The organism is Streptomyces sp. NPDC085932 (assembly GCF_044540525.1).
GTDB lineage: Bacteria > Actinomycetota > Actinomycetes > Streptomycetales > Streptomycetaceae > Streptomyces > Streptomyces levis.
Window position 1 is genome coordinate 557593 of record NZ_JBITSJ010000005.1, and the last position, 18099, is coordinate 575691.

19 protein-coding genes are annotated in these 18099 nt (G+C 74.4%); 7 read left to right on the forward strand and 12 right to left on the reverse strand.

Going from position 1 to position 18099, the window contains the following annotated elements:
- Positions 1-128: 128 nt before the first annotated feature.
- Positions 129-1223: a glutamate--cysteine ligase gene (locus ACIGAQ_RS26580; protein WP_399786873.1), complete on the forward strand. Its 1095-nt coding sequence runs from the start codon at positions 129-131 to the stop codon at positions 1221-1223.
- Positions 1224-1244: 21 nt separating this feature from the next.
- On the opposite strand, the gene ACIGAQ_RS26585 is transcribed toward ACIGAQ_RS26580, so the two are convergent.
- Positions 1245-1595, reverse strand: a complete 351-nt coding sequence (locus ACIGAQ_RS26585) for a hypothetical protein (RefSeq protein WP_399787168.1) — start codon at positions 1593-1595, stop codon at positions 1245-1247.
- Between the two features lie 198 nt (positions 1596-1793).
- Here ACIGAQ_RS26585 and ACIGAQ_RS26590 point away from each other — a divergent pair, with 198 nt between their 5' ends.
- Positions 1794-3080 carry a PP2C family protein-serine/threonine phosphatase gene (locus ACIGAQ_RS26590; protein WP_399786875.1) on the forward strand — a complete coding sequence of 429 codons (1287 nt, stop codon included), beginning with the start codon at positions 1794-1796 and terminating at the stop codon, positions 3078-3080.
- 100 nt (positions 3081-3180) lie between these two features.
- Here ACIGAQ_RS26590 and ACIGAQ_RS26595 read toward each other — a convergent pair whose 3' ends face one another.
- The gene (locus ACIGAQ_RS26595) at positions 3181-4410 is read right to left on the reverse strand and encodes an acyl-CoA dehydrogenase family protein (RefSeq protein WP_399786878.1); all 1230 of its coding nucleotides are present in this window, start codon (positions 4408-4410) and stop codon (positions 3181-3183) included.
- Positions 4411-4754: 344 nt separating this feature from the next.
- On the opposite strand from ACIGAQ_RS26595, the gene ACIGAQ_RS26600 reads away from it, so the two are divergent.
- The 3 genes from ACIGAQ_RS26600 (at position 4755) to ACIGAQ_RS26610 (ending at position 8349) form a co-directional block, all read left to right on the forward strand.
- The gene (locus tag ACIGAQ_RS26600) at positions 4755-5861 is read left to right on the forward strand and encodes a winged helix DNA-binding domain-containing protein (RefSeq protein WP_362281318.1); all 1107 of its coding nucleotides are present in this window, start codon (positions 4755-4757) and stop codon (positions 5859-5861) included.
- A gap of 107 nt (positions 5862-5968) precedes the next feature.
- Positions 5969-7666, forward strand: a complete 1698-nt coding sequence (locus ACIGAQ_RS26605) for a RecQ family ATP-dependent DNA helicase (protein ID WP_399786881.1) — start codon at positions 5969-5971, stop codon at positions 7664-7666.
- 101 nt (positions 7667-7767) lie between these two features.
- Positions 7768-8349 carry a hypothetical protein gene (locus ACIGAQ_RS26610; RefSeq protein ID WP_399786884.1) on the forward strand — a complete coding sequence of 194 codons (582 nt, stop codon included), beginning with the start codon at positions 7768-7770 and terminating at the stop codon, positions 8347-8349.
- Positions 8350-8722: 373 nt separating this feature from the next.
- Here the strand turns inward: ACIGAQ_RS26610 and ACIGAQ_RS26615 are convergent, their stop codons facing one another.
- From ACIGAQ_RS26615 to ACIGAQ_RS26660, 10 genes are all read right to left on the reverse strand, one after another.
- A complete protein-coding gene (locus ACIGAQ_RS26615) occupies positions 8723-9970 on the reverse strand; it encodes a cation:proton antiporter (protein ID WP_399786887.1) in 1248 nt (415 codons plus the stop codon).
- A 6-nt stretch (positions 9971-9976) separates the two neighbouring features.
- Positions 9977-10462, reverse strand: coding sequence for a TrkA C-terminal domain-containing protein (locus ACIGAQ_RS26620; protein ID WP_311679053.1), 486 nt, complete (start codon positions 10460-10462; stop codon positions 9977-9979).
- Positions 10463-10594: 132 nt separating this feature from the next.
- Positions 10595-11050, reverse strand: coding sequence for a hypothetical protein (locus tag ACIGAQ_RS26625; RefSeq protein ID WP_399786890.1), 456 nt, complete (start codon positions 11048-11050; stop codon positions 10595-10597).
- Between the two features lie 87 nt (positions 11051-11137).
- Complete coding sequence (locus ACIGAQ_RS26630; protein WP_399786893.1) at positions 11138-12400, reverse strand: hypothetical protein; 1263 nt, start codon at positions 12398-12400, stop codon at positions 11138-11140.
- The gene (locus tag ACIGAQ_RS26635) at positions 12397-13677 is read right to left on the reverse strand and encodes a glycosyltransferase (protein ID WP_399786896.1); all 1281 of its coding nucleotides are present in this window, start codon (positions 13675-13677) and stop codon (positions 12397-12399) included. The genes ACIGAQ_RS26630 and ACIGAQ_RS26635 overlap by 4 nt, the downstream gene beginning before the upstream one ends.
- Before the next feature lie 156 nt (positions 13678-13833).
- Positions 13834-14352: a cellulase gene (locus tag ACIGAQ_RS26640; RefSeq protein WP_399786899.1), complete on the reverse strand. Its 519-nt coding sequence runs from the start codon at positions 14350-14352 to the stop codon at positions 13834-13836.
- Between the two features lie 11 nt (positions 14353-14363).
- Complete coding sequence (locus ACIGAQ_RS26645; protein ID WP_399786903.1) at positions 14364-14873, reverse strand: SigE family RNA polymerase sigma factor; 510 nt, start codon at positions 14871-14873, stop codon at positions 14364-14366.
- A 184-nt stretch (positions 14874-15057) separates the two neighbouring features.
- On the reverse strand, positions 15058-15411 hold the full coding sequence (locus tag ACIGAQ_RS26650) for a hypothetical protein (protein WP_311679043.1): 354 nt from the start codon (positions 15409-15411) through the stop codon (positions 15058-15060).
- Positions 15412-15486: 75 nt separating this feature from the next.
- Positions 15487-15852: a DUF6479 family protein gene (locus ACIGAQ_RS26655; RefSeq protein WP_311679042.1), complete on the reverse strand. Its 366-nt coding sequence runs from the start codon at positions 15850-15852 to the stop codon at positions 15487-15489.
- A 37-nt stretch (positions 15853-15889) separates the two neighbouring features.
- Positions 15890-16306 (reverse strand): ChaB family protein, encoded by a 417-nt coding sequence (locus tag ACIGAQ_RS26660; protein WP_311679040.1) that lies wholly within the window; start codon positions 16304-16306, stop codon positions 15890-15892.
- Positions 16307-16431: 125 nt separating this feature from the next.
- On the opposite strand from ACIGAQ_RS26660, the gene ACIGAQ_RS26665 reads away from it, so the two are divergent.
- The gene (locus ACIGAQ_RS26665) at positions 16432-16806 is read left to right on the forward strand and encodes a ferredoxin (protein ID WP_094051890.1); all 375 of its coding nucleotides are present in this window, start codon (positions 16432-16434) and stop codon (positions 16804-16806) included.
- A gap of 112 nt (positions 16807-16918) precedes the next feature.
- The gene (locus ACIGAQ_RS26670; RefSeq protein WP_399786908.1) at positions 16919-18097 is read left to right on the forward strand and encodes an acyl-CoA dehydrogenase family protein; all 1179 of its coding nucleotides are present in this window, start codon (positions 16919-16921) and stop codon (positions 18095-18097) included.
- Positions 18098-18099 lie beyond the last annotated feature (2 nt).

An 18099-nucleotide genomic window follows, 5' to 3' on the forward strand; every position in this document is an offset into this window, starting at 1 on the left:
CGACCCCCTGAACCACCCCTACGGGTGATGCCGGGCCTGTCATGGTTTGCCCCGGACCGGTCGCGGCACTCGGTACTCCCACGGGTGGGACCCGACCCGGCTCCAGCCGGGCGAACAAAGGGTGATCGATGACGACGATCGGCGTGGAAGAGGAGTACCTGCTGGTCGACCCGGTCACGGGCCTGCCGGTGCCGCACGCGGACAAGGTGCGCGCCTCCGCGGGCCTGGGGCGTCTCGTGGCGGACCAGGAGGTGCAGTACGAGCTGCTCCAGGCTCAGGTCGAGGTTGCCACCCCGGTGTGCGCCACGCTGGAGGAGGCCGGCGGACACCTGCTGCGCCTGCGGCACGCGGTCGGTGTGGCCGCGGAGGAGCACGGCTGCCGGATCGCGGTGTGCGGCACCCCGCCGGTACGTCACGGGCGCCCCGTGGCCGTCACCGACCAGGCCCGGTACCGGGCCATGGTCACGCAGGCGCCGCAGCTGGTGGCGGAACAACTGGTCAACGGCACGCACGTGCACGTCGGCGTGCCCGACCGGGAGGCCGGGGTGCAGGTCCTGAACCGGATCCGGCCCTGGCTGCCGGTGCTGACGGCCATGTCGGCGAACTCCCCGCTGTGGGACGGGCACGACACCGGGTTCGCCAGCTGGCGCACCGTGATCTTCGGCCGCTGGCCGGTCAGCGGGATCCCGCCGTACTTCCGTGACGCCGAGGACTACGACCGGCGCACGGCGCGGCTGCAGGAAGCGGGTCTGATCTCCGACACCGGCCAGCTCTACTGGCAGGCCCGTCTGTCGTCCACGTACCCGACCGTCGAGGTGCGGTGCCTGGACGTCCAGCTGCGGGCGGACGAGGCCGTGCTGCTCGCCGCCGTCATCCGGGCCCTGGTGGAGACCGCCCTGGCCGAGGCGGCGGACGGGGTGCCCGCCCCCGACCTCGCCCCGGAACTGCTCCAGGCCGCCATGTGGCACGCCGCCCGGCACGGTCTGGAGGACACCCTGATCGCCCGGGACGGCACACCGCAGCGGGCCGGCGACATGCTGTACGAGCTGCTGCGGTACGTCGCTCCCGCCCTGGACGCCTCGGGGGACGCCCGTCAGGTGACGTCCCTGGTGCACCGGCTGCTGCAGGACGGCACCGGCGCGGACCGACAGCGCGCCGCGCTCGCCCAGGGAGGCCTGCGCGCGGTCACCGAGCTGATCAGCGCCCAGAGCACCATGCCCTGACGGACCACCCCGGGAGCCGGCTCAGGCCGCGGCGGCGTACGCGGCGGCGACGGCGGTGTCGGTCCGGGCGTGGACGACCAGCCGGGTGCCGGCCGTGTCGGCGTTCGCCTCCAGCACGCGGCGGGTGGGCGCGCTGGCGGTGGCCACCGCCATCAGCATGCCCAGCCGGCTGCACAGACGATGGACGCGCAGGACGACGCTGACGGCGGCGCCCTGGGTGGCCGGCTCGTCCAGGACGACCACCACGGGAGCGGGCCGATAGGCCTCGACCAGGGCGCTGATCTGCGTCAGGAGCGAGGCACGCCCCCCGATGCCGGGGTCTTCGTGGACCGTGATGACGAGTACTCCGTGATCTAGCGAATGCGACAGCAGCACGGCCCTCGCGCCTCCGTTTCCTCCTTCGACGGGTCGTTCCACCATGGAAGTACCCGGAGGCGGCCCCCTGAAGCCTCGGTATGGCCCCGGTATGCGGAATCGGCCGGGCCGGCTCTCCCCGTGCACCGGGCCGTGCCACACGCCGTTTCGCGGGTAGCCGTCCAGTGCGGTGAACGGATGGGACGGAGGTGGCCGATGGAGCACGGTGGAGAGGGCGGACGGCGCATGCTGGCCGACCTGCTGGCGGCCAGCCACCTCATGCCCGTGGAACTGCTCCCTGCCAAGACGAACGCGTGCGCCCGCGCCGCCTCCTTCCGCCGGGTACTGATCTACCTCGCCGATCTGCGGCGCCGGACCCTGTGCCTCCTCCCCGGGGACGAGGCGGCCGGGGAGGGCCACGAGAAGGAGCTGCCCGTCGAGGGGACGGTGGCCGGGCGGGCCTTCCAGTACGGCGACGTGCTGCCCGCCGCGCCCCCGGGCGGTGACGTGTTCGAGTGGTGGGTGCCGCTGCTGGACGGCACGGAACGCATCGGCCTGCTGCGGGTGAGCGCCGAGCGCAACGACGCCGAGGCCCGCTACGACATGGAGTCGCTGGCGGGGCTCGTCGCGCTGATCCTGGTCAGCAAGCGGGGCACCAGCGACGCGCTCGCCAAGCTGACGCGCGCCCGGCCGATGAGCCTGGCCGCCGAGATGCAGTGGAACCTCCTGCCGCCCCGGACGTACGCGGACGGCCGGGTGACCATCTCCGCTGCGCTGGAACCGGCCTACGACATCAGCGGCGACGTCTTCGAGTACGCCGTCGACGGACCCGTCGTCCACTTGACGATCTTCGACGCCATGGGTCACGACACCGCCGCCGGCCTGTCCGGGGCGCTCGCGCTGGGGTCGTGCCGCAACGCCCGCCGTCAGGGCGCCGGTCTCCTCGCCAAGGCGGAGGCCGTCGAGGCCGCCCTGATCGAGCAGTACGGCCTCCGGCGCTACGTCACCGGCATCCTGGCGACCCTGGACACCCGCAACGGGATGCTGTCGTGGGTCAATCGTGGCCACCATCCGCCGATCGTCATCCGGGACAACCGCTGGACCACCCACCTCAAATGCCGTCCGGCCCACCCCATGGGCACCGCACTCGGCCTGCCCGGCACCGTGTGCCGGGAGCACCTCCAGCCCGGCGACCGCATCGTGCTGTACACCGACGGCATCACCGAGGCGCGCCGCGCCGGGGGCCGGGAGTTCGGCCTGGACCGCTTCGCCGACTTCCTCATCCGTCACCACGCCGACGGGCTGCCCGTGCCCGAGACCTTGCGCCGGCTGATCCAGGCCGTCCTCGACTATCACGACGGAGAACTCCAGGACGACGCCACGGTCCTGATGTGCGAATGGATCGGCCCCCACCTGGAGCCGGCCCGCACGGCGGCGGAACTGACCGGCCTGACGTCCGACGGGCCCCGCGACGAGGATCAGGCCGGGCCGGCCGGTATGTAGCCGCTGATGTCGTGGCGGCCTCGTCGTCGACCGTGTGCGCCGCGATGACGCCCGGCGCCGGAGCGACGCTCGCGCGGCGGCCGGACGCGCGGGCCGTGGCTCAGACCGGGAGGACGAACGGCGGATGCGAGCCGTTGAGGAAGTAGTCACCGACGTCCCGCAGCCGGTGCGTGACGGGCTCGTACAGCGTGTGGGTCCGGGCGTTGCGCCAGAAGCGGTCGAAGCCCAGCCGCGCGGACGCCGAGCGGGCGCCGATGACGTCCAGGGCGCGGGCGGTGGACTCCTGCACGGCTCTGGACGCGGCGGCCTCGGCCATGGCGACGAGCACGGAGATCTCCGCGTACTCCTCGTAGGAGAGGTCCTCACCGCGTGCCAGCCCGGCCTGCACGGCGTCCCGAGCCTGCTCGGCGAGGGCGGACGCCGAGCGGGTCAGCACGGTCAGCTCCCCGTACGCGGTCAGCACCTGCGGGTCCCGGGGCGACCCGGCCGGCCAGTCGGGATGCCAGGGCGCGCGGCCGGCCCTGGTGTACTCGCGGGCCTCGGCGAGCACCCCCTCCGCCATGCCGAGCCGGATCTGCACCGACAGCAGCCGCCCCACCGGTGACACCAGAGCGGTCGGCGGGGACAGGACGTCCTCGTCCGCGGACAGGGACCCCAGGACGTCGTCGGCGCTGACCGGCACGGCGTCGAACTCCACACTGCCGCCGGCCGCGAGCCGCTGCCCGAACGGGTCGGCGTCACCGTCGACCGCCACGCCCTGCCGGGCCGGATCGACCACCACGGCGAACGGCTCGCCGGTGTCGGCCCGCACGGCCCGCACGGCGAGCCGGTCGGCCACCAGCACCCCCGCCGCATAGCTCTGACGGCCGTTCAGCACCCGCCCCTGCGGGGTCCTGACGAGGGCCAGTGCCGGTTCCTGACGCGCCAGGCCACCGCCCCAGCACCACTGCTCCGCGGCGGTCCGCCGCTCCAGCGCGGCGGCGCGGGCCGGGTCGGTGAGGTGCCGGGCGCTCCACGACACGAAGTAGTGGCTGCCGAGGAGTTGGGCGATCGCGCCGTCGGCCGTGGCGATCTCCCGGACCACCGCGTAGGCGGTCGGCCAGTCGGCTCCGCCGCCGCCGAGTCCGGCCGGTACGAGGAGGGCCGGCAGCCCCGACTCGCGCAGCCGGGCCACCTCGTCGAAGGGCGGTTTGCCCGCCTGGTCCCTGGCCACCGCGTCCGTGGCCAGGTCCTCCGCCGTCTCGCGGGCGACCCTCAGCCAGTGGGCCGGACCGGGCCCGGCCGGTGCGGACTCCGCGTCGGCTCCGGGCAGCGCGGGGGCAGCGCCCATGGCAGGGGTCTCCTCGACTTCGGTGACACGGTGGGGGATCGGGGCTCACCGGCAGCGCGTACACCGGAAAGATGTGCGGACCATGCGCATCATCCTGCGCAGTGCCGTCAGGCGCCGTCAATACTTCCCTAGTAATTCGATAGGGAATATAGGGAAAGGAGGGATGTGGTGGCCGAAGGTGGCGCACGGTGGCCGGAATCCCCACAGCCGTACAGGCGACGGCGACCCGATGGCGCCCCGTCGCGGTCAGCCCCTGACCGCAAGGCCTGCCACGGTGAGCGGGAGAAAGCCGTCCCGGCGCCCGGCCCCGGGGCCGGCCCCGAACCGAAGGCACAGGTGAACCGATGACCGTTCTCGACGCCCGGGCGCTCAACCGCGCCACCCTCGCCCGGCAGTTGCTCCTCGACCGCGCCGAGCTGCCCGTCCTCGACGCCGTCGCCCACCTCGGCGGACTCCAGGCCCAGGAGCCGCAGGAGCCGTTCACCGGGCTCTGGTCGCGGCTGCGGGCGTTCGACCCGGCGGTGCTGTCGGAGCTGCTGACCGGGCGCCGCGTGGTGCGGGCCCACCTGATGCGCCGCACGGTCCATCTCGTCACCGCCGACGACCTCCTGGCCTGGCGGGCCCGGCACGACGACATGCTGCGCCGGAAAGTGCTGGGGGTGTACCGCCGTGAGCTCGAAGCGGTCGACCTCGGCGCACTCGCGGCGGCCGGCCGGGAGGTCATGGCCGACGGCGAGCCCCGTTCGATGTCCGCCCTCGCCCGGGCCGTCGCCGACCGCTGGCCGGCGGTGGGACCGCGGCCGCTCGGCGAGATGCTGGCCGCCGGGCTCCTGCCGACGGTGCAGCTGCCGCCGCGCGGGGTGTGGCGGACCAAGGCGGGCGCCCGGTACGGACTGGTCTCCCGCTGGCTCGGACGCGACATCGACCCGCTGGACCCGGACCCCTCCGACCCCGTGGGACAGACCCTGCTGCGGCGCTACCTCGCCGCCTACGGCCCCGCCGCCTCGGCCGACCTGCGGGCCTGGTGCGGCCTGACCGGACTCCCGGCAGCGGTCTCCGCCCTGCGCGGGGAACTCGTCCGCTTCCGCGACGAGCGCGGCCGCGAACTGCTCGACCTGCCCGGCGCGCCACGCCCCGACCCCGGCACACCGGCCCCGGTGCGGTTCCTGCCCGCCTTCGACAACGCCGTCCTCGGCTACCACGACCGCGGCCGGATCATCGACGACGCCCATCGCGGCCTGTCCGTCGCCGGGGCCCGCTTCGTCCTGGTCGACGGCCGGGTCGCCGCGACCTGGACCGTCGAGGACGGCACCGTCCTGGTCACCCCGCTGCGCCGCCTCACCCGGGCCGACCGGGCAGCCGTCACCGAGGAAGGAGCGGCGCTGGCCTCCTTCCTCTGCGGCGACGGCGACGGCGCCGGCCCGGTGCGCATCGCCCCGTCCCCCGGGTGACGCCGTCACCGGTCACCGGCTGGTACGCCGACGGACCCGCGGGTACCCAGAGGGCGCCACGGGCGCGCCATCCGGACGCGACCGCACGGAACAGCGAGGAGCCCGGCATGGGACGCGAGGAGCCGCGGACGGACCGCGCCGGACTGCTGCGGGAGACGGCCGCCGAGGTGTTCGGCTGGGACACCCTCCTGCCGGAACAGCTCACCGCCATGGAGTGGGTGCTCGACGGCCGGGACACCCTCGTCGTGATGCCCACCGGCTCCGGCAAGTCCGCCGTCTACCAGGTGCCCGCCGTGCTGCTGCCCGGGCCGGTCGTGGTCGTCTCCCCGCTGCTGGCCCTGCAGCGCGACCAGATCGCGGGCCTGCCCGACGGCGATCGCGCGCCCGGTGCCGTCGCGGTCAACTCCGACCTCGGCGCGGCCGCGACCGAGGAGGCGTGGGCCGCTGTGGGCCGCGGCGAGGCCCGGCTGCTGTACCTGTCGCCCGAGCAACTGGCCAAGGACGAGGTGCTGGAGCGGCTGGCCGCGGTGCGCCCCGCCCTGTTCGTGGTCGACGAGGCGCAGTGCGTGTCCTCCTGGGGTCACGACTTCCGGCCCGACTACCTGCGCCTGGAGCAGGCCGTCCGGCGCGTGGGCGGACCGCCCGTGCTGGCCCTGACCGCCACCGCTGCCGCGCCCGTGCGCCGGGAGATCGCCGAACGCCTCGGGATGCGCAGGCCGCGGCTGCTGGTCACCGGCTTCGACCGGCCGAACATCACCCTCAGGGTCCGCCGCTTCCTGAACGAGGACGAGCGGCGCCTCGCGGTCGTCGAACGGGCCGCCGCCGAGCCCAAACCGGGCATCGTCTACGCCGGGACCCGCAAGGAGAGCGAGCACTACGCCCGGGAACTGGCCGCCCTGGGACTGTCCGCCGAGGCCTATCACGCGGGGCTGCGCGCCTCCGAACGCGAGCGGATCCACGACGCGTTCCTCTCCGGCACGGCCGACGTGGTGGTGGCGACCTCGGCGTTCGGCATGGGCATCGACAAGGAGGACGTGCGGTTCGTCCTGCACGCGTCGCTGCCCGGTTCCCTCGACGCCTACTACCAGGAGATCGGCCGCTGCGGCAGGGACGGCCGCCCGGCCCTCGCCGTGCTGCACTACCGGTCCGAGGACACCGGCATGCGCGCGTACTTCGCGGGGCGCGCCCCCGGCCCGGAGGCCCTCACGGACGTGGCGCAGGCCGTGCACGAGCACCGCTCGGACCCGGCGGACCTCGACGGACTGCGCGAGGACACGGGCCTGTCCAGGAACCGCGTCACCGCCGCGGTGAACCTGCTGGAGGAGGCCGACGCCGTCGCCACGGGCGACGACGGCGAGGTGCGCCCCGCGTCCGGCCTGTCCCCGGAGGAGGCGGCCGAGGAGGCCGCGCGCACGGCCCGGGCACACCGCCGGACCGAGCGGAGCCGGGTCGAGATGGCCCGGGCGTACGCCGAGACCACCGGCTGCCGGCGGCGCTTCCTGCTGGGCTACTTCGGCGAGGACCACCCGGGCCGGTGCGGGAACTGCGACCTGTGCGACGGACGGCAGGAGGAGGACGGGAGCGAGGAGCGGCCCGTCCACCCGGCCGCCGCGGACTACCCCGTCGGCACCGAGGTACGGCACGAGCAGTGGGGTGAGGGCACCGTGCTCAGCGAGGACCAGGACCGCATCACCGTCTTCTTCGGGCAGGCCGGCTACCGCACGCTGGCCCTGGAGGCGGTGGCCGGCCACGACGACCTGCTGTCCGTGCTGCGCAGGCCGGGCGAGGACCGCTGGGCCGGCTGACACACCGGCGTCGTGGTGTTCCGCCGCTCGACGGGCCCGGGCGGTGGTGCCGGGAGCACACTGGAAGGGTGCTGCCGGTGCTCACGAGGGGGTGTCGGCCCATGACAGCGTTTGAGCGCACGACCGTGCGGTGGTGGCGGTGGCGGCGCAACGCGCTGAGGCGCCGCGTCGACGTCGTCGAGGCCTGGGTCGTGCTCGCCGGCTGGGTGTGCGCGCTGCTCGGCGGGGTGGCGGGCGGGCTGCTGGCGGCGGCCGCGGTCGAGCGGGCCGTCGAACGTCAGCGCGCGGAGAGCAGCCGGGTCTCCGCGGTCCTCGTCGAGGACGCCCCCGGCCCCTCTCCGGCCCGGGCGGCGAGCGATCACCGCGTCTGGGGCACGGTGCGGTGGACCGCGCCGGACGGCTCGGCCCACCGGGACGAGGCGCGCGTCCCGCCGAGGTCTCCCGCCGGGAGCACGATCCCCGTCTGGGTGGACCGGCGCGGTGACCTGACCCCGGCGCCGGTGTCGGACGGCGAGGCCTGGCTCCACACCGCCTTGGGCGGCACCCTGGCCGGCTCCTTCGCGGCCGGCACCCTGCTGGGTGCCGCCTGGCTGACCCGGCTCTCCCTGGACCGCCGGCGCATGGCCGCGTGGGACGCGGACTGGGAGCGCCTGGACACGAGGCGCGGGTGGAAGACGGGCTGAACCCGAACCTCAGGGGTCGGGCGGCCCGGCGGCTGGACGATCGCCACGCGACGATCCGGCGGCCCGGCCCGGCCCGGCCCGGCCCGGCGCGGCGAACTGGCGGCCTGGCAGCGTGGCGTTCTGACGACCGGCCGCTGTGCCCCAGCGCTCGGGCGGCCCGGCCCGGTGGCCAGGCGATCGGGCGACACGCGCTGTCTGGCGGCGCGGCGTTCTGGCGACCGGCGGCGGTCTCCCAGCGCTCTGGGCTGCCCGGCCGGGCGGCTAGGCGATCGGGCGACACGGCGTGTCGGCGGTCTGGCGCTCTGGCGACCGGCGGTGCGGCGGCTCGGACGGCCCGGCGGCGCGGCCGCTCTGCGAACTGGCGGCGCGGCCGTCAGGTGCGGCCGATCGCGTCCTGGCCCTCGATCGTCTCGTGGCCGCCGGGCGGAGCGGGGGCCGAGGGGCCGCTGCCCCTGCGATGGCGGCGCAGGCCGGTCATGCGGGTGGCCAGGGGTTCGGTCCAGCGTGCCGTCAGGGGACCGAGGAGGACCAGGATGAGCACGTAGGCCGTGGTGAGGGGGCCGAGGGAGGGTTCGATGCCGGCCGTGACGGCGAGACCGGCGATGACGATGGAGAACTCGCCCCGGGCGACGAGCGTGCCCCCGGCGCGCCAGCGCCCCCGCGGCCCGATGCCGGCCCGGCGCGCCGCCCAGTAACCGGTGGCGATCTTCGTCGCGGTGGTGACGGCGGCCAGGGCGAGCGCCGGCAGCAGGACGGGCGGGATGCTCGCGGGGTCCGTGTGCAGGCCGAAGAAGACGAAGAACACCGCGGCGAACAGGTCCCGCAGCGGCGCCAGCAGGCTCGCCGCCCCTTCGGCCACCTCCCCGGACAGCGCGATGCCGACCAGGAACGCCCCCACGGCCGCGGACACCTGCAGCTCCTGGGCGACCCCGGCGACCACGAGGGTCACGCCGAGCACGACGAGAAGCAGCTTCTCGGGGTCGTCGCTGGAGACGAAGCGCGAGACGTGACGGCCGAAACGCACCGCGAGGACGAGCACGAGCGCGGTCACACCGAGGGCGATCGCCAGCGTGAGACCGCCCGCGGCCAGACCCACCCCGGCGAGCAGGGCGGTGACGATGGGCAGGTACACGGCCATGGAGAGGTCCTCCAGGACCAGGATGCTCAGCACGGCCGGGGTCTCGCGGTTGCCGAGCCGCCCCAGCTCGCCCAGCACCTTGGCGATGACACCCGAGGAGGACACCCAGGTCACACCCGCCAGCACCACGGCGGCGACCGGGCCCCAGCCGAGCAGCAGGGCCAGGACCGCACCGGGCACGGCGTTGAGGACCGCGTCGACGAGCCCGGCGGGGTAATGGGTGCGCAGGTTCGAGACGAGGTCGGTGGCCGTGTACTCCAGGCCCAGCATGAGCAGCAGCAGGATCACGCCGATCTCGGCGCCGATGGCGACGAAGTCCTCGCTGGCGCCCAGCGGCAGCAGGCCGCCCTCCCCGAAGGCCAGCCCCGCCAGTAGATAGAGGGGGATGGGGGAGAAGCGGAAGCGTCCGGCGAGCCGGCCGAGCAGTCCGAGCCCGAGGATGAGGCAGCCGAACTCGATCAGGAAGAGCGCGGAGTCGTGCATGGCGGGTCACTCCCGCCCGAGTATCGCGGCGGCCGCCTCCACGCCCTCGCGGGTTCCGATCACGATGAGGACGTCACCGCCGGCGAGCCGGAAGTCCGGCGCGGGGGAGGGGATCGCGTCGGCCCGGCGCAGCACCGCGACGACGGACGCGCCGGTGTCGGTGCGGATCCGGGACTCGCCCAGCACCCGCCCGTTCCAGTGCGAGGAGCCGGGCAGTTCGATCCGCTCGGCGACGAGCCCCAGATCGGTGGTGGACAGCAGGTTCGGTGTGTGGTGAGCGGGCATCAGCGCGTCGATGAGGGTGGCCGCCTCGTCCGCCGTGAGCCGCACGGAGAGGTCGCAGGCGTCCGGGTCGTCCTCGCGGTAGGCGCTGATCGTCCGTTGGCCGTCGCGGTGGGCGACCACCGACAGACGGCGGTGGTCCCGGGTCGTCAGGTCGTAGCGGACGCCGATGCCCGGCAACGGCGTACTGCTGAGGCGGGGCGCGCTCATGACTGTCCCCCTTCGGTCGGCGTGCGCGTACCGGTGGACTCGTCGGCGGGGGCCGTGTCCGGACCGGCGTCCGGATCCGGCCTGTGGGGCTCATCGTAGGCGGCCGCGCGGGAGGGGTCTCGTCCGCGTGTGCTATCCGGAGGGCTCCGGGGACGGCGATCCGGACGGGCCGGGAGTGGCCGTGGGCAGTCCCACTGTGGCGCCCTCGACCTGCCGCACGGTGGCGTCCCCGGGGCGGTCGCCCGTGCCGGGGCCGGTGGTCAGCCGGGACCAGGCGCCCAGGGCCAGGGCCACCGCGGCGGCGGTGGCGACGACCCGGCCCACGCGCCGGGCCCTGGCCCGGCGGTCCAGGTCCCGCCAGGCCACCCGGACCCACAGCTCCTCGGGCTGCCACAGGTCGCCGACGCTCTGCGCGGGCTGGGGCTGCCGGCCGCCGGCCCGCTCCCGCGCGGAGGGTTCCCTGGGGGCGGAGGCGCGTATGGCGGACTCGCTGTCCATGAGGAAGCGCAGCCACACCTCGTCCGGCACCGGGGGGACGCCGTCCGGCCCGCCGGGCGTTCCCCGTCCGTCCGATCCTCCGGTGGTCACGTTCCGTCCTCCCCTCTCCGGCCCTCGCGACCGATCGCCTGTCGTGCAAGATCAGTATGCCGCCCGGGCTCCGGGGCCGCACGAGGGCTAGGGCACGCCGAGTTCGAACAGGACGTATCCCGCGTACGAGCCGGAGGCCAGGGCCGCCGTGCCGAGAACAGCGGTCAGGGAAGGCCCGCGCAGGCGGCGCATCGCGAGGGCCAGGGGGATGAACAGCGGGAAGAGCGGCAGCAGATAGCGGGAGACGTTGCCGAAGATCTGCTGGGTCGTCATCACCATCAGGTACGACAGCACTGTGTAGACGACGAGCACGGCGGGCGGCCGCAGCCGCAGCAGCAGCACCGTCAGCACCGGCACCGCCAGCACCACGCAGACTCCGATGACGTCCTCGAAGGGCATGGCGAAGAGATAGTCGAAGTGCCCGACGGGGACGGAGGTCAGGACGGTGAGCGTGTGGGCGCCCCAGTCGAACTTGTGGGCCCAGGCGCCGTCCTGGAGCTTGGAGTAGCCGTTGAGGTCGCCCATGCGGTGGTTGACCCAGGCGAGATAGCCGAACAGGCCCAGCGGGGCGATCGCCACGGCGGCCAGCGGACGGCGCGGTCCGTCCTCCCGCCGGCGCAGGGACAGCACGGCGGCGAGGGTCAGTGCGGCGACCAGCGCCACGGCGGTGGGCCGGCAGAGACCGGCCGCGCAGGTCAGCAGGCCCGCGGTGAGCCAGCGTCGGGACATGACGGCGTGACAGGTCCAGGCGGCGAGGGCCGTGTAGAGGGACTCCGAGTACCCCGACCACTCCGTCCCCGAGCCGGGCCAGACCGCCCACAGTCCGGCGGCCACCAGACCGGCCCGGTGGCCGCCCAGGCGGTGCGTGACGGTGTAGATGCCGAGCGCGGCGACGAAGGAGGCCACGACGGAGACCGTCAGGCCGGCGCCGTACAGCCCGAGCCCGGTGCACTCCGAGACCAGACGCATCAGCGCCGGGTACAGCGGGAAGAACGCCGCCGAGTTGCCTTCGAGGGTGATCAGGCCCTTCGCACCCGGGACCGGTACCAGCGCGGGGTCGTACCCGTGCGCGGCGATCTGCTGGTACCACCAGCCGTCCCAGCTGGCCAGGACGTCCCAGGGGTGTTCGCCGCCGCCGAAGCGCGGGTTCTTCCCCCGGAAGTCGCCCGCGGAGTCCAGCAGGTACATGAAGACGGCGAAGCCGGCCAGCTTCAGCAGACCGTACGTCAGCAGCACGGGCCCGTAACGCCCGGCGGTCCCGCGCAGCCTTCGCCGGAACTTCCCGGACCGGCGCGGGACGCGGGGGTGGCCGGGACCGGCCGGCGGCCGGAGCAGCTCGGCGGTGCTCATGCGGGTCCTGTCGTGCGGCGGGCGGGGCGGGCGGGGAACACCCAGGCCCGGAAGAGGAGGAAGCGCAGCAGCGTCGCGGCCAGGTTGGCGGTGATCAGCGTCGCGAGCTCGACCCGGTGACCGGCCCCGGGCGCGCCGTGGTGGAGGGCGGCCAGCGAACCGCTGGTCAGGGACAGCCCGATCAGGAACGCCGCGAGCCCCTTGAGATGGTGGCGCAGCGCCCCGCCGCGGCCCCGGACCCCGAAGGTGAGCCGCCGGTTGGCGGCGGTGTTGGCGACCGCGCTGGCGAGCAGGGCGAGCGCGTTGGCGGCCTGGGCCCCCGCCGCCGGTCTGAACGCCGTGTAGAGCAGGAGGTGGAACAGCGTGCTCGCGGCGCCCACGGCGGCGAACCGGACCGCCTGCCGGGCCAGGCCCGCGGGCAGTTCCCCGGCGAGTTCGGCGTCGGTGCGGTGCAGCCCGGTCAGCGGCAGCCGGCCGCCGGCCAGGGCCCGGCCGAGCCGGGCCATGCCGCGCAGGTCGGCCAGCGCCGTGGACAGCAGGTGCACCCGGCTGTCGGGGTCGTCCACCCAGTCCACCGGAACCTCGTGTATCCGCAGCCCCGCCCGCTCGGCGATGACGAGCATCTCGGTGTCGAAGAACCACGCGCGGTCCTGCACCAGCGGCAGCAGCCGCTCGGCGACGTCCCGCCGCACCGCCTTGAACCCGCACTGCGCGTCGGAGAACCCCACGTGGAGCGTGGAGCGCAGCAGCCCGTTGTAGCAGCGCGAGATGAGTTCCCGCTTCGGTCCGCGCACCACCCGTGCCCCCCGCGCCAGACGGGTGCCGATGGCGATGTCGGAGTGCCCCGAGATCAGTGGCGCGACCAGCGGCAGCAGGGCCGCCAGGTCGGTGGACAGGTCCACGTCCAGATACGCAAGGACCGGCGCCCGGGACCGCGACCAGGCCGCGTGCAGTGCGCGGCCGCGGCCCTTCTCGGCCAGCCGGAGCCACCGGGTGCCGGGCAGTTCGGCGGCCAGCCGCGCGGCGATGACCGGGGTCCGGTCGGTGCTGGCGTTGTCGGCGACGGTGATCCGGAAGGAGTACGGGAAGGTCTCCGCGAGGTGCGCGTGCAGGCGCCGGACGCAGGGTTCCAGGTCGTGTTCCTCGTTGTACACCGGGACCACCACGTCCAGGACCGGATCCGGGTGGTGCGCGGACAGCGGTGCGCGGCGCGGCAGCGCGGCCGGGTCGCTCGGTGCCGGGCGGTCGGTCAGCGGCGACCGCCGAAGGGTTCTCATGGCTGTGTCACGGTCTCTTTCTGGCGCGGGCGGGTCCGGGCGCCGGTCGCGGGCATGCCGAAGGCGCCCGTGGGGGTGTTGGGTGAGCGGTGGTGCGGTGACGGATTCCGGGATGCCGGCCGGGGCGGGGTCCGCCGGCCGACCGGTCCGGGGCGGCTACTCGACGGACGCCGAGGCGGAAGGCTCCTCCGACTCCAGGACGGACGGCGGCACCGACGTGGGCGTGGGGGAGGGCGGGGGTGTGGGCGGCGCCGAGGTGCTCCGGCTCGTGGAGGGCGTGATGCCGGGCGTGGGGTCGCTCGGCCCGCTCGTGGTCCCGGACGGTGTGACGCCGCTCGTGGTCGTGGGCGCCGTCGACTCCGGCCGGGTCGGGGTGAGGCTCGGTTCCGGCGCGTCGGTGGTCGGGGTGGTGTCGACCGACACGGTCGGGCTGGTCGACGGCTGCGGCCGGTGATCGGCCGGGGGCTGGGCGCGGGTGAACATGCCGGGCAGCAGGGCCAGTCCGACACTGATCCCGGCCACCGCGACGGCGGAGCCACCCGCCTTCCACAGCATCCGGGTCCGGCGCCGGGCCCGGATGCCAGCGTGCAGCCGCTGCCGGTGCTCGGCCTCGTACGGGGTGTGCTGCCGGGTGTCGCGCATCAGGCGCGACAGGTCCCGCTCGAAGTCGTCCATCGCTTCTCCCTTCACCCCACGGGCCTGACGGCGTCGGACAGGAGCCGGCGGAGCCGGGCGACTCCGCGTGACGCGTGGGACCGTGCCGTGCCCACCGGGCAGCCCAGCGCCTGGGCGACCTGGGCCTCGGGCAGGTCCTCGCAGTAGCGCAGCACCACCGCGGCCCGCTGCTTCGGCGACAGCAGCGCCAGGGCCGCCTCCAGCCGGGAGCGTTCCGCGACGGCGGACGACATGTCGCCCGGGTCGGCACGGTCGGGCAGCTGCTCCACCGGCCGCTCGCCCCACCAGCGGCGCCGCGCCGAGCGGGCCGCCAGTCGCACGAGGACGGTGCGGACGTAGGCCTCCGGTGCCTGCTCGGCCACCTTGGGCCAGGCGAACCACAGCTTGACCAGGGCCTCCTGCACCAGGTCCTCGGCGCGCTGCCGGTCGCCCCCCGTGAGCAGGCGCGCGACATGGAGCAGCGCCGACCAACGGGCGGCCGCGAACTCGTCGAAGCCGTCCGCCCCCCGAACCTGCTCCATCCTCACCGTCCTGCGTCTCAGTGGCCTCCTACACCTCTCGAAAGACGCTGGACCCCCCACCACGCTGCACTCTAAACCTGTGATCCAGCTCACTCGGACGGAGGCAGGGCAGCGAAAAGGGCCCGTGCGCTGGCACGGGCCCTGTCGTCGAGTCACCGGTTCGGCTGGTCCCGGTCCGGTTCGGCTAGGTGCGGTTGGCCTTGGGCTGGGCCGGCTGGTCCGGCGTGCCGTGCGGCGGCGCGCTGTGCGGCTGGGGCGACGTCGCCGGTGTCACGCGCGAGCCGCCCCGGCCGCCGTGGCCCGTCTCGGGCCGCAGGGCGTTCGGGTCGCCGGACGTCGGCTCGGCGCCCGCGCGCAGCTGCTCCAGCCGGGAGCCGAGCAGCTCGGTCACCGGCAGCCGGTCGGCGTGCGACCGCTCGTACGCCAGCAGTGCCTCGACCTCGTCCGCGGACAGCGACCGCACACGGCTCTCCAGGCCGCCGATCGGCAGATGGTCGTAGTCGGGCAGCGGCAGGGTGGTGCGGGCGGGATCGGCCATGGTTCTCACTTCCCTGTGTACGACGTGATGTACGACCGGGGTGGGGTGACTGAGGGGGGTGGGGCGGGGAGCAGGTCAGCGGGCGCCCGGTCCGCCGCTGCCGAACCCGCCGCTGCTGCCCTCGTTCCAGCGCGGGCGCTCCTGCGAGGCGCTCGTCCGGTCGCTCTGACGGCCGTTCGTCTTCAGCTCGTGCGGCGTCAGACGCTCCTCGCTTCTCGGCATCTCGTCGGGTTCCCGGCGCTCGCGCGTCTCGCGGACCGGCCCGCCGGCGGGCATCTGCGGCTGTTCCTCCGGTCGCGGCGTGGGCAGTTCCTTGCGCTTGGTGCGAAAGCCGAGGACGAAGGCCCCCAGCAGCAGGGCCACGACCACCACGCCCGCCACACCCAGCCCGATGCCGAGGGCGCCTCGGCCCGCGGCCAGCTCCATCCATGCGGTATTCATGGCACGCGAGTACCCCTGGACCTCGTCATGAACCGGGTCACCTCGATCGGGCCGACGGCTGCGAGGAGCGGGTCCGGGAGCGGTTCGCCCGGCGAACGGCGTCCAGCAGCTCCGCCTTCGACATGCGCGAACGCCCCTCGACGCCCAGTCGCTGGGCGAGTTCGTACAGGTGCGCCTTCGTGGCCTGCTCGTCGACGCCCTCGCCGCTGCGGCCGCCCCGCTGCCGGGGACGGGCCGACCGCGGGTCCGAGGGGCCCTTGCGGCCGCCCTCCTTGCGCTCCCAGTGGTCGCCGACCTTCTCGTGCGTGTGCTTCAGCGCGCCGAAGGCGGTGCGGTGCGCGCGTTCGCCCTCGCCGTAACTCTCCACGGCCGAGTCGTGCGCCTTGATCCAGGTGCGCTGCGCCTCCTTCGAGGAGCGCTCCAGGGTCGACGGGAGCTCCTCTCGCCCGGGCATGTGACTCACCTCCGTGCGTCGTCGTTCCGGTCCGGCCGGGTGCCCGGCGGGCCCGTGCGGAAAACCGGCCGGAACCCGTGGCGGGACCGGGTTTGACCGGCCTCGACCGGGGCTACCCGCGCCCTGTGACTTCGACGACATCCCAGCAGGAGCTGTTCCGGTTCCTGGAGGACCGCTTCGCCTGTGCCCAGGCATGCACCGAGTGCGCCCGGGCGTGCGCGTTGCGCGCCAGCCTCGTGGATCCCGACGGCACCGAGAACCAGGAACTCGTACGGCGCAAGGGCATCATGTGCGCGGAGGTCTGCGACGCGACCTGCCGTGTGCTGTCCGAGCAGAACCAGGTGGACGAGAACAGCATCCGGGTCCAGGTGGAGTGGTGCCGGACCGTGTGCCTGGAGGCCGCGCACGTCTTCGACCGGCAACCGGGGGCCGAGGACTCGGCGGCGGCCTGCCGTGCCTGCGCGCGGGCCTGCACGGACTTCCTCGCGACGCTGAACTGACCGCCCGGCGGGCCGTCCCGCACCACCGCGGCCCGCCCTCGCCATTCCCAATTTCTGAAACACGTTCTACGGTGTGCGCCGACAGGACCGCTCTGGGGACCCTGGAGGCGCCGTGCACCTCGACCACACGCCCGAGCAGCAGCGGCTGCGCAGCGAACTGCGCGCGTACTTCGCCGAACTGGTCCCGGACCAGGCGTACGCCCGGCACACGGACCCGGCCGCCCAGAAGCGGTTCTACCGCGAGACCATCCGGCGGCTCGGGGCGGACGGCTGGCTAGGGGTGGGCTGGCCGCGGGAGTACGGCGGACGCGGCATGTCGGCGATGGAGCAGTTCATCTTCTTCGACGAGGCCGCCCAGGCCGGGGTCCCGCTGCCGCTCATGGCGCTGAACACCGTCGGCCCGACGATCATGCGGTACGGCACCGACGAGCAGAAGGCGTACTTCCTGCCGCGGATCCTCTCCGGCGAGATCGACTTCGCCATCGGCTACAGCGAACCGGGCGCGGGCACCGACCTCGCGGCACTGCGCACCCGCGCGGTGCGGGACGGCGACGAGTACGTCGTCAACGGGCAGAAGATCTGGACGACCAACGGCGACACCGCCGACTGGGTGTGGCTGGCCGTGCGCACCGATCCCGCCGCGCCGCCGCACCAGGGCATCACCATGCTCCTGGTGCCGACCTCCGACCCCGGCTACTCCTGCACCCTCATCAACACGCTCGCCTCGCACGACACCACCGCCAGCTACTACGAGAACGTCCGTGTCCCCGTCTCCCACCGGGTCGGCGCCGAGAACCAGGGCTGGCGGCTGATCACCAACCAGCTCAACCACGAACGCGTGACCCTGGCCGCCCACGGCACCATGGCGATCCGCGCCCTGCACGATGTGCAGCGCTGGGCGAGGGAGACCAAGCTCGCCGACGGGCGCCGCGTCGCCGACCTGCCCTGGGTGCGCCGCCTGCTGGCCCGCACCCACGCCCGCCTGGACGCGCTCGCACTGCTCAACCGGCAGATGGTCGGCGCCGTCCAGGACGGCACCCTCACCCCGCAGGACGCCTCCGCCGTCAAGGTGTACGGCTCGGAGGCCCGGCGCGACGCCTACGCCTGGCTCCTGGAGATCACCGCTGCCCCCGGCGCGCTCAAGGAGGGCTCGGCGGGCGCGGTCCTGCGCGGCGAGCTGGAGCGCGGCTACCGCTCGGCGGTCATCTTCACCTTCGGCGGCGGCAACAACGAGATCCAGCGGGAGATCATCTCGTGGCTCGGCCTGGGGATGCCGCGGGTGCGGCGCTGAGC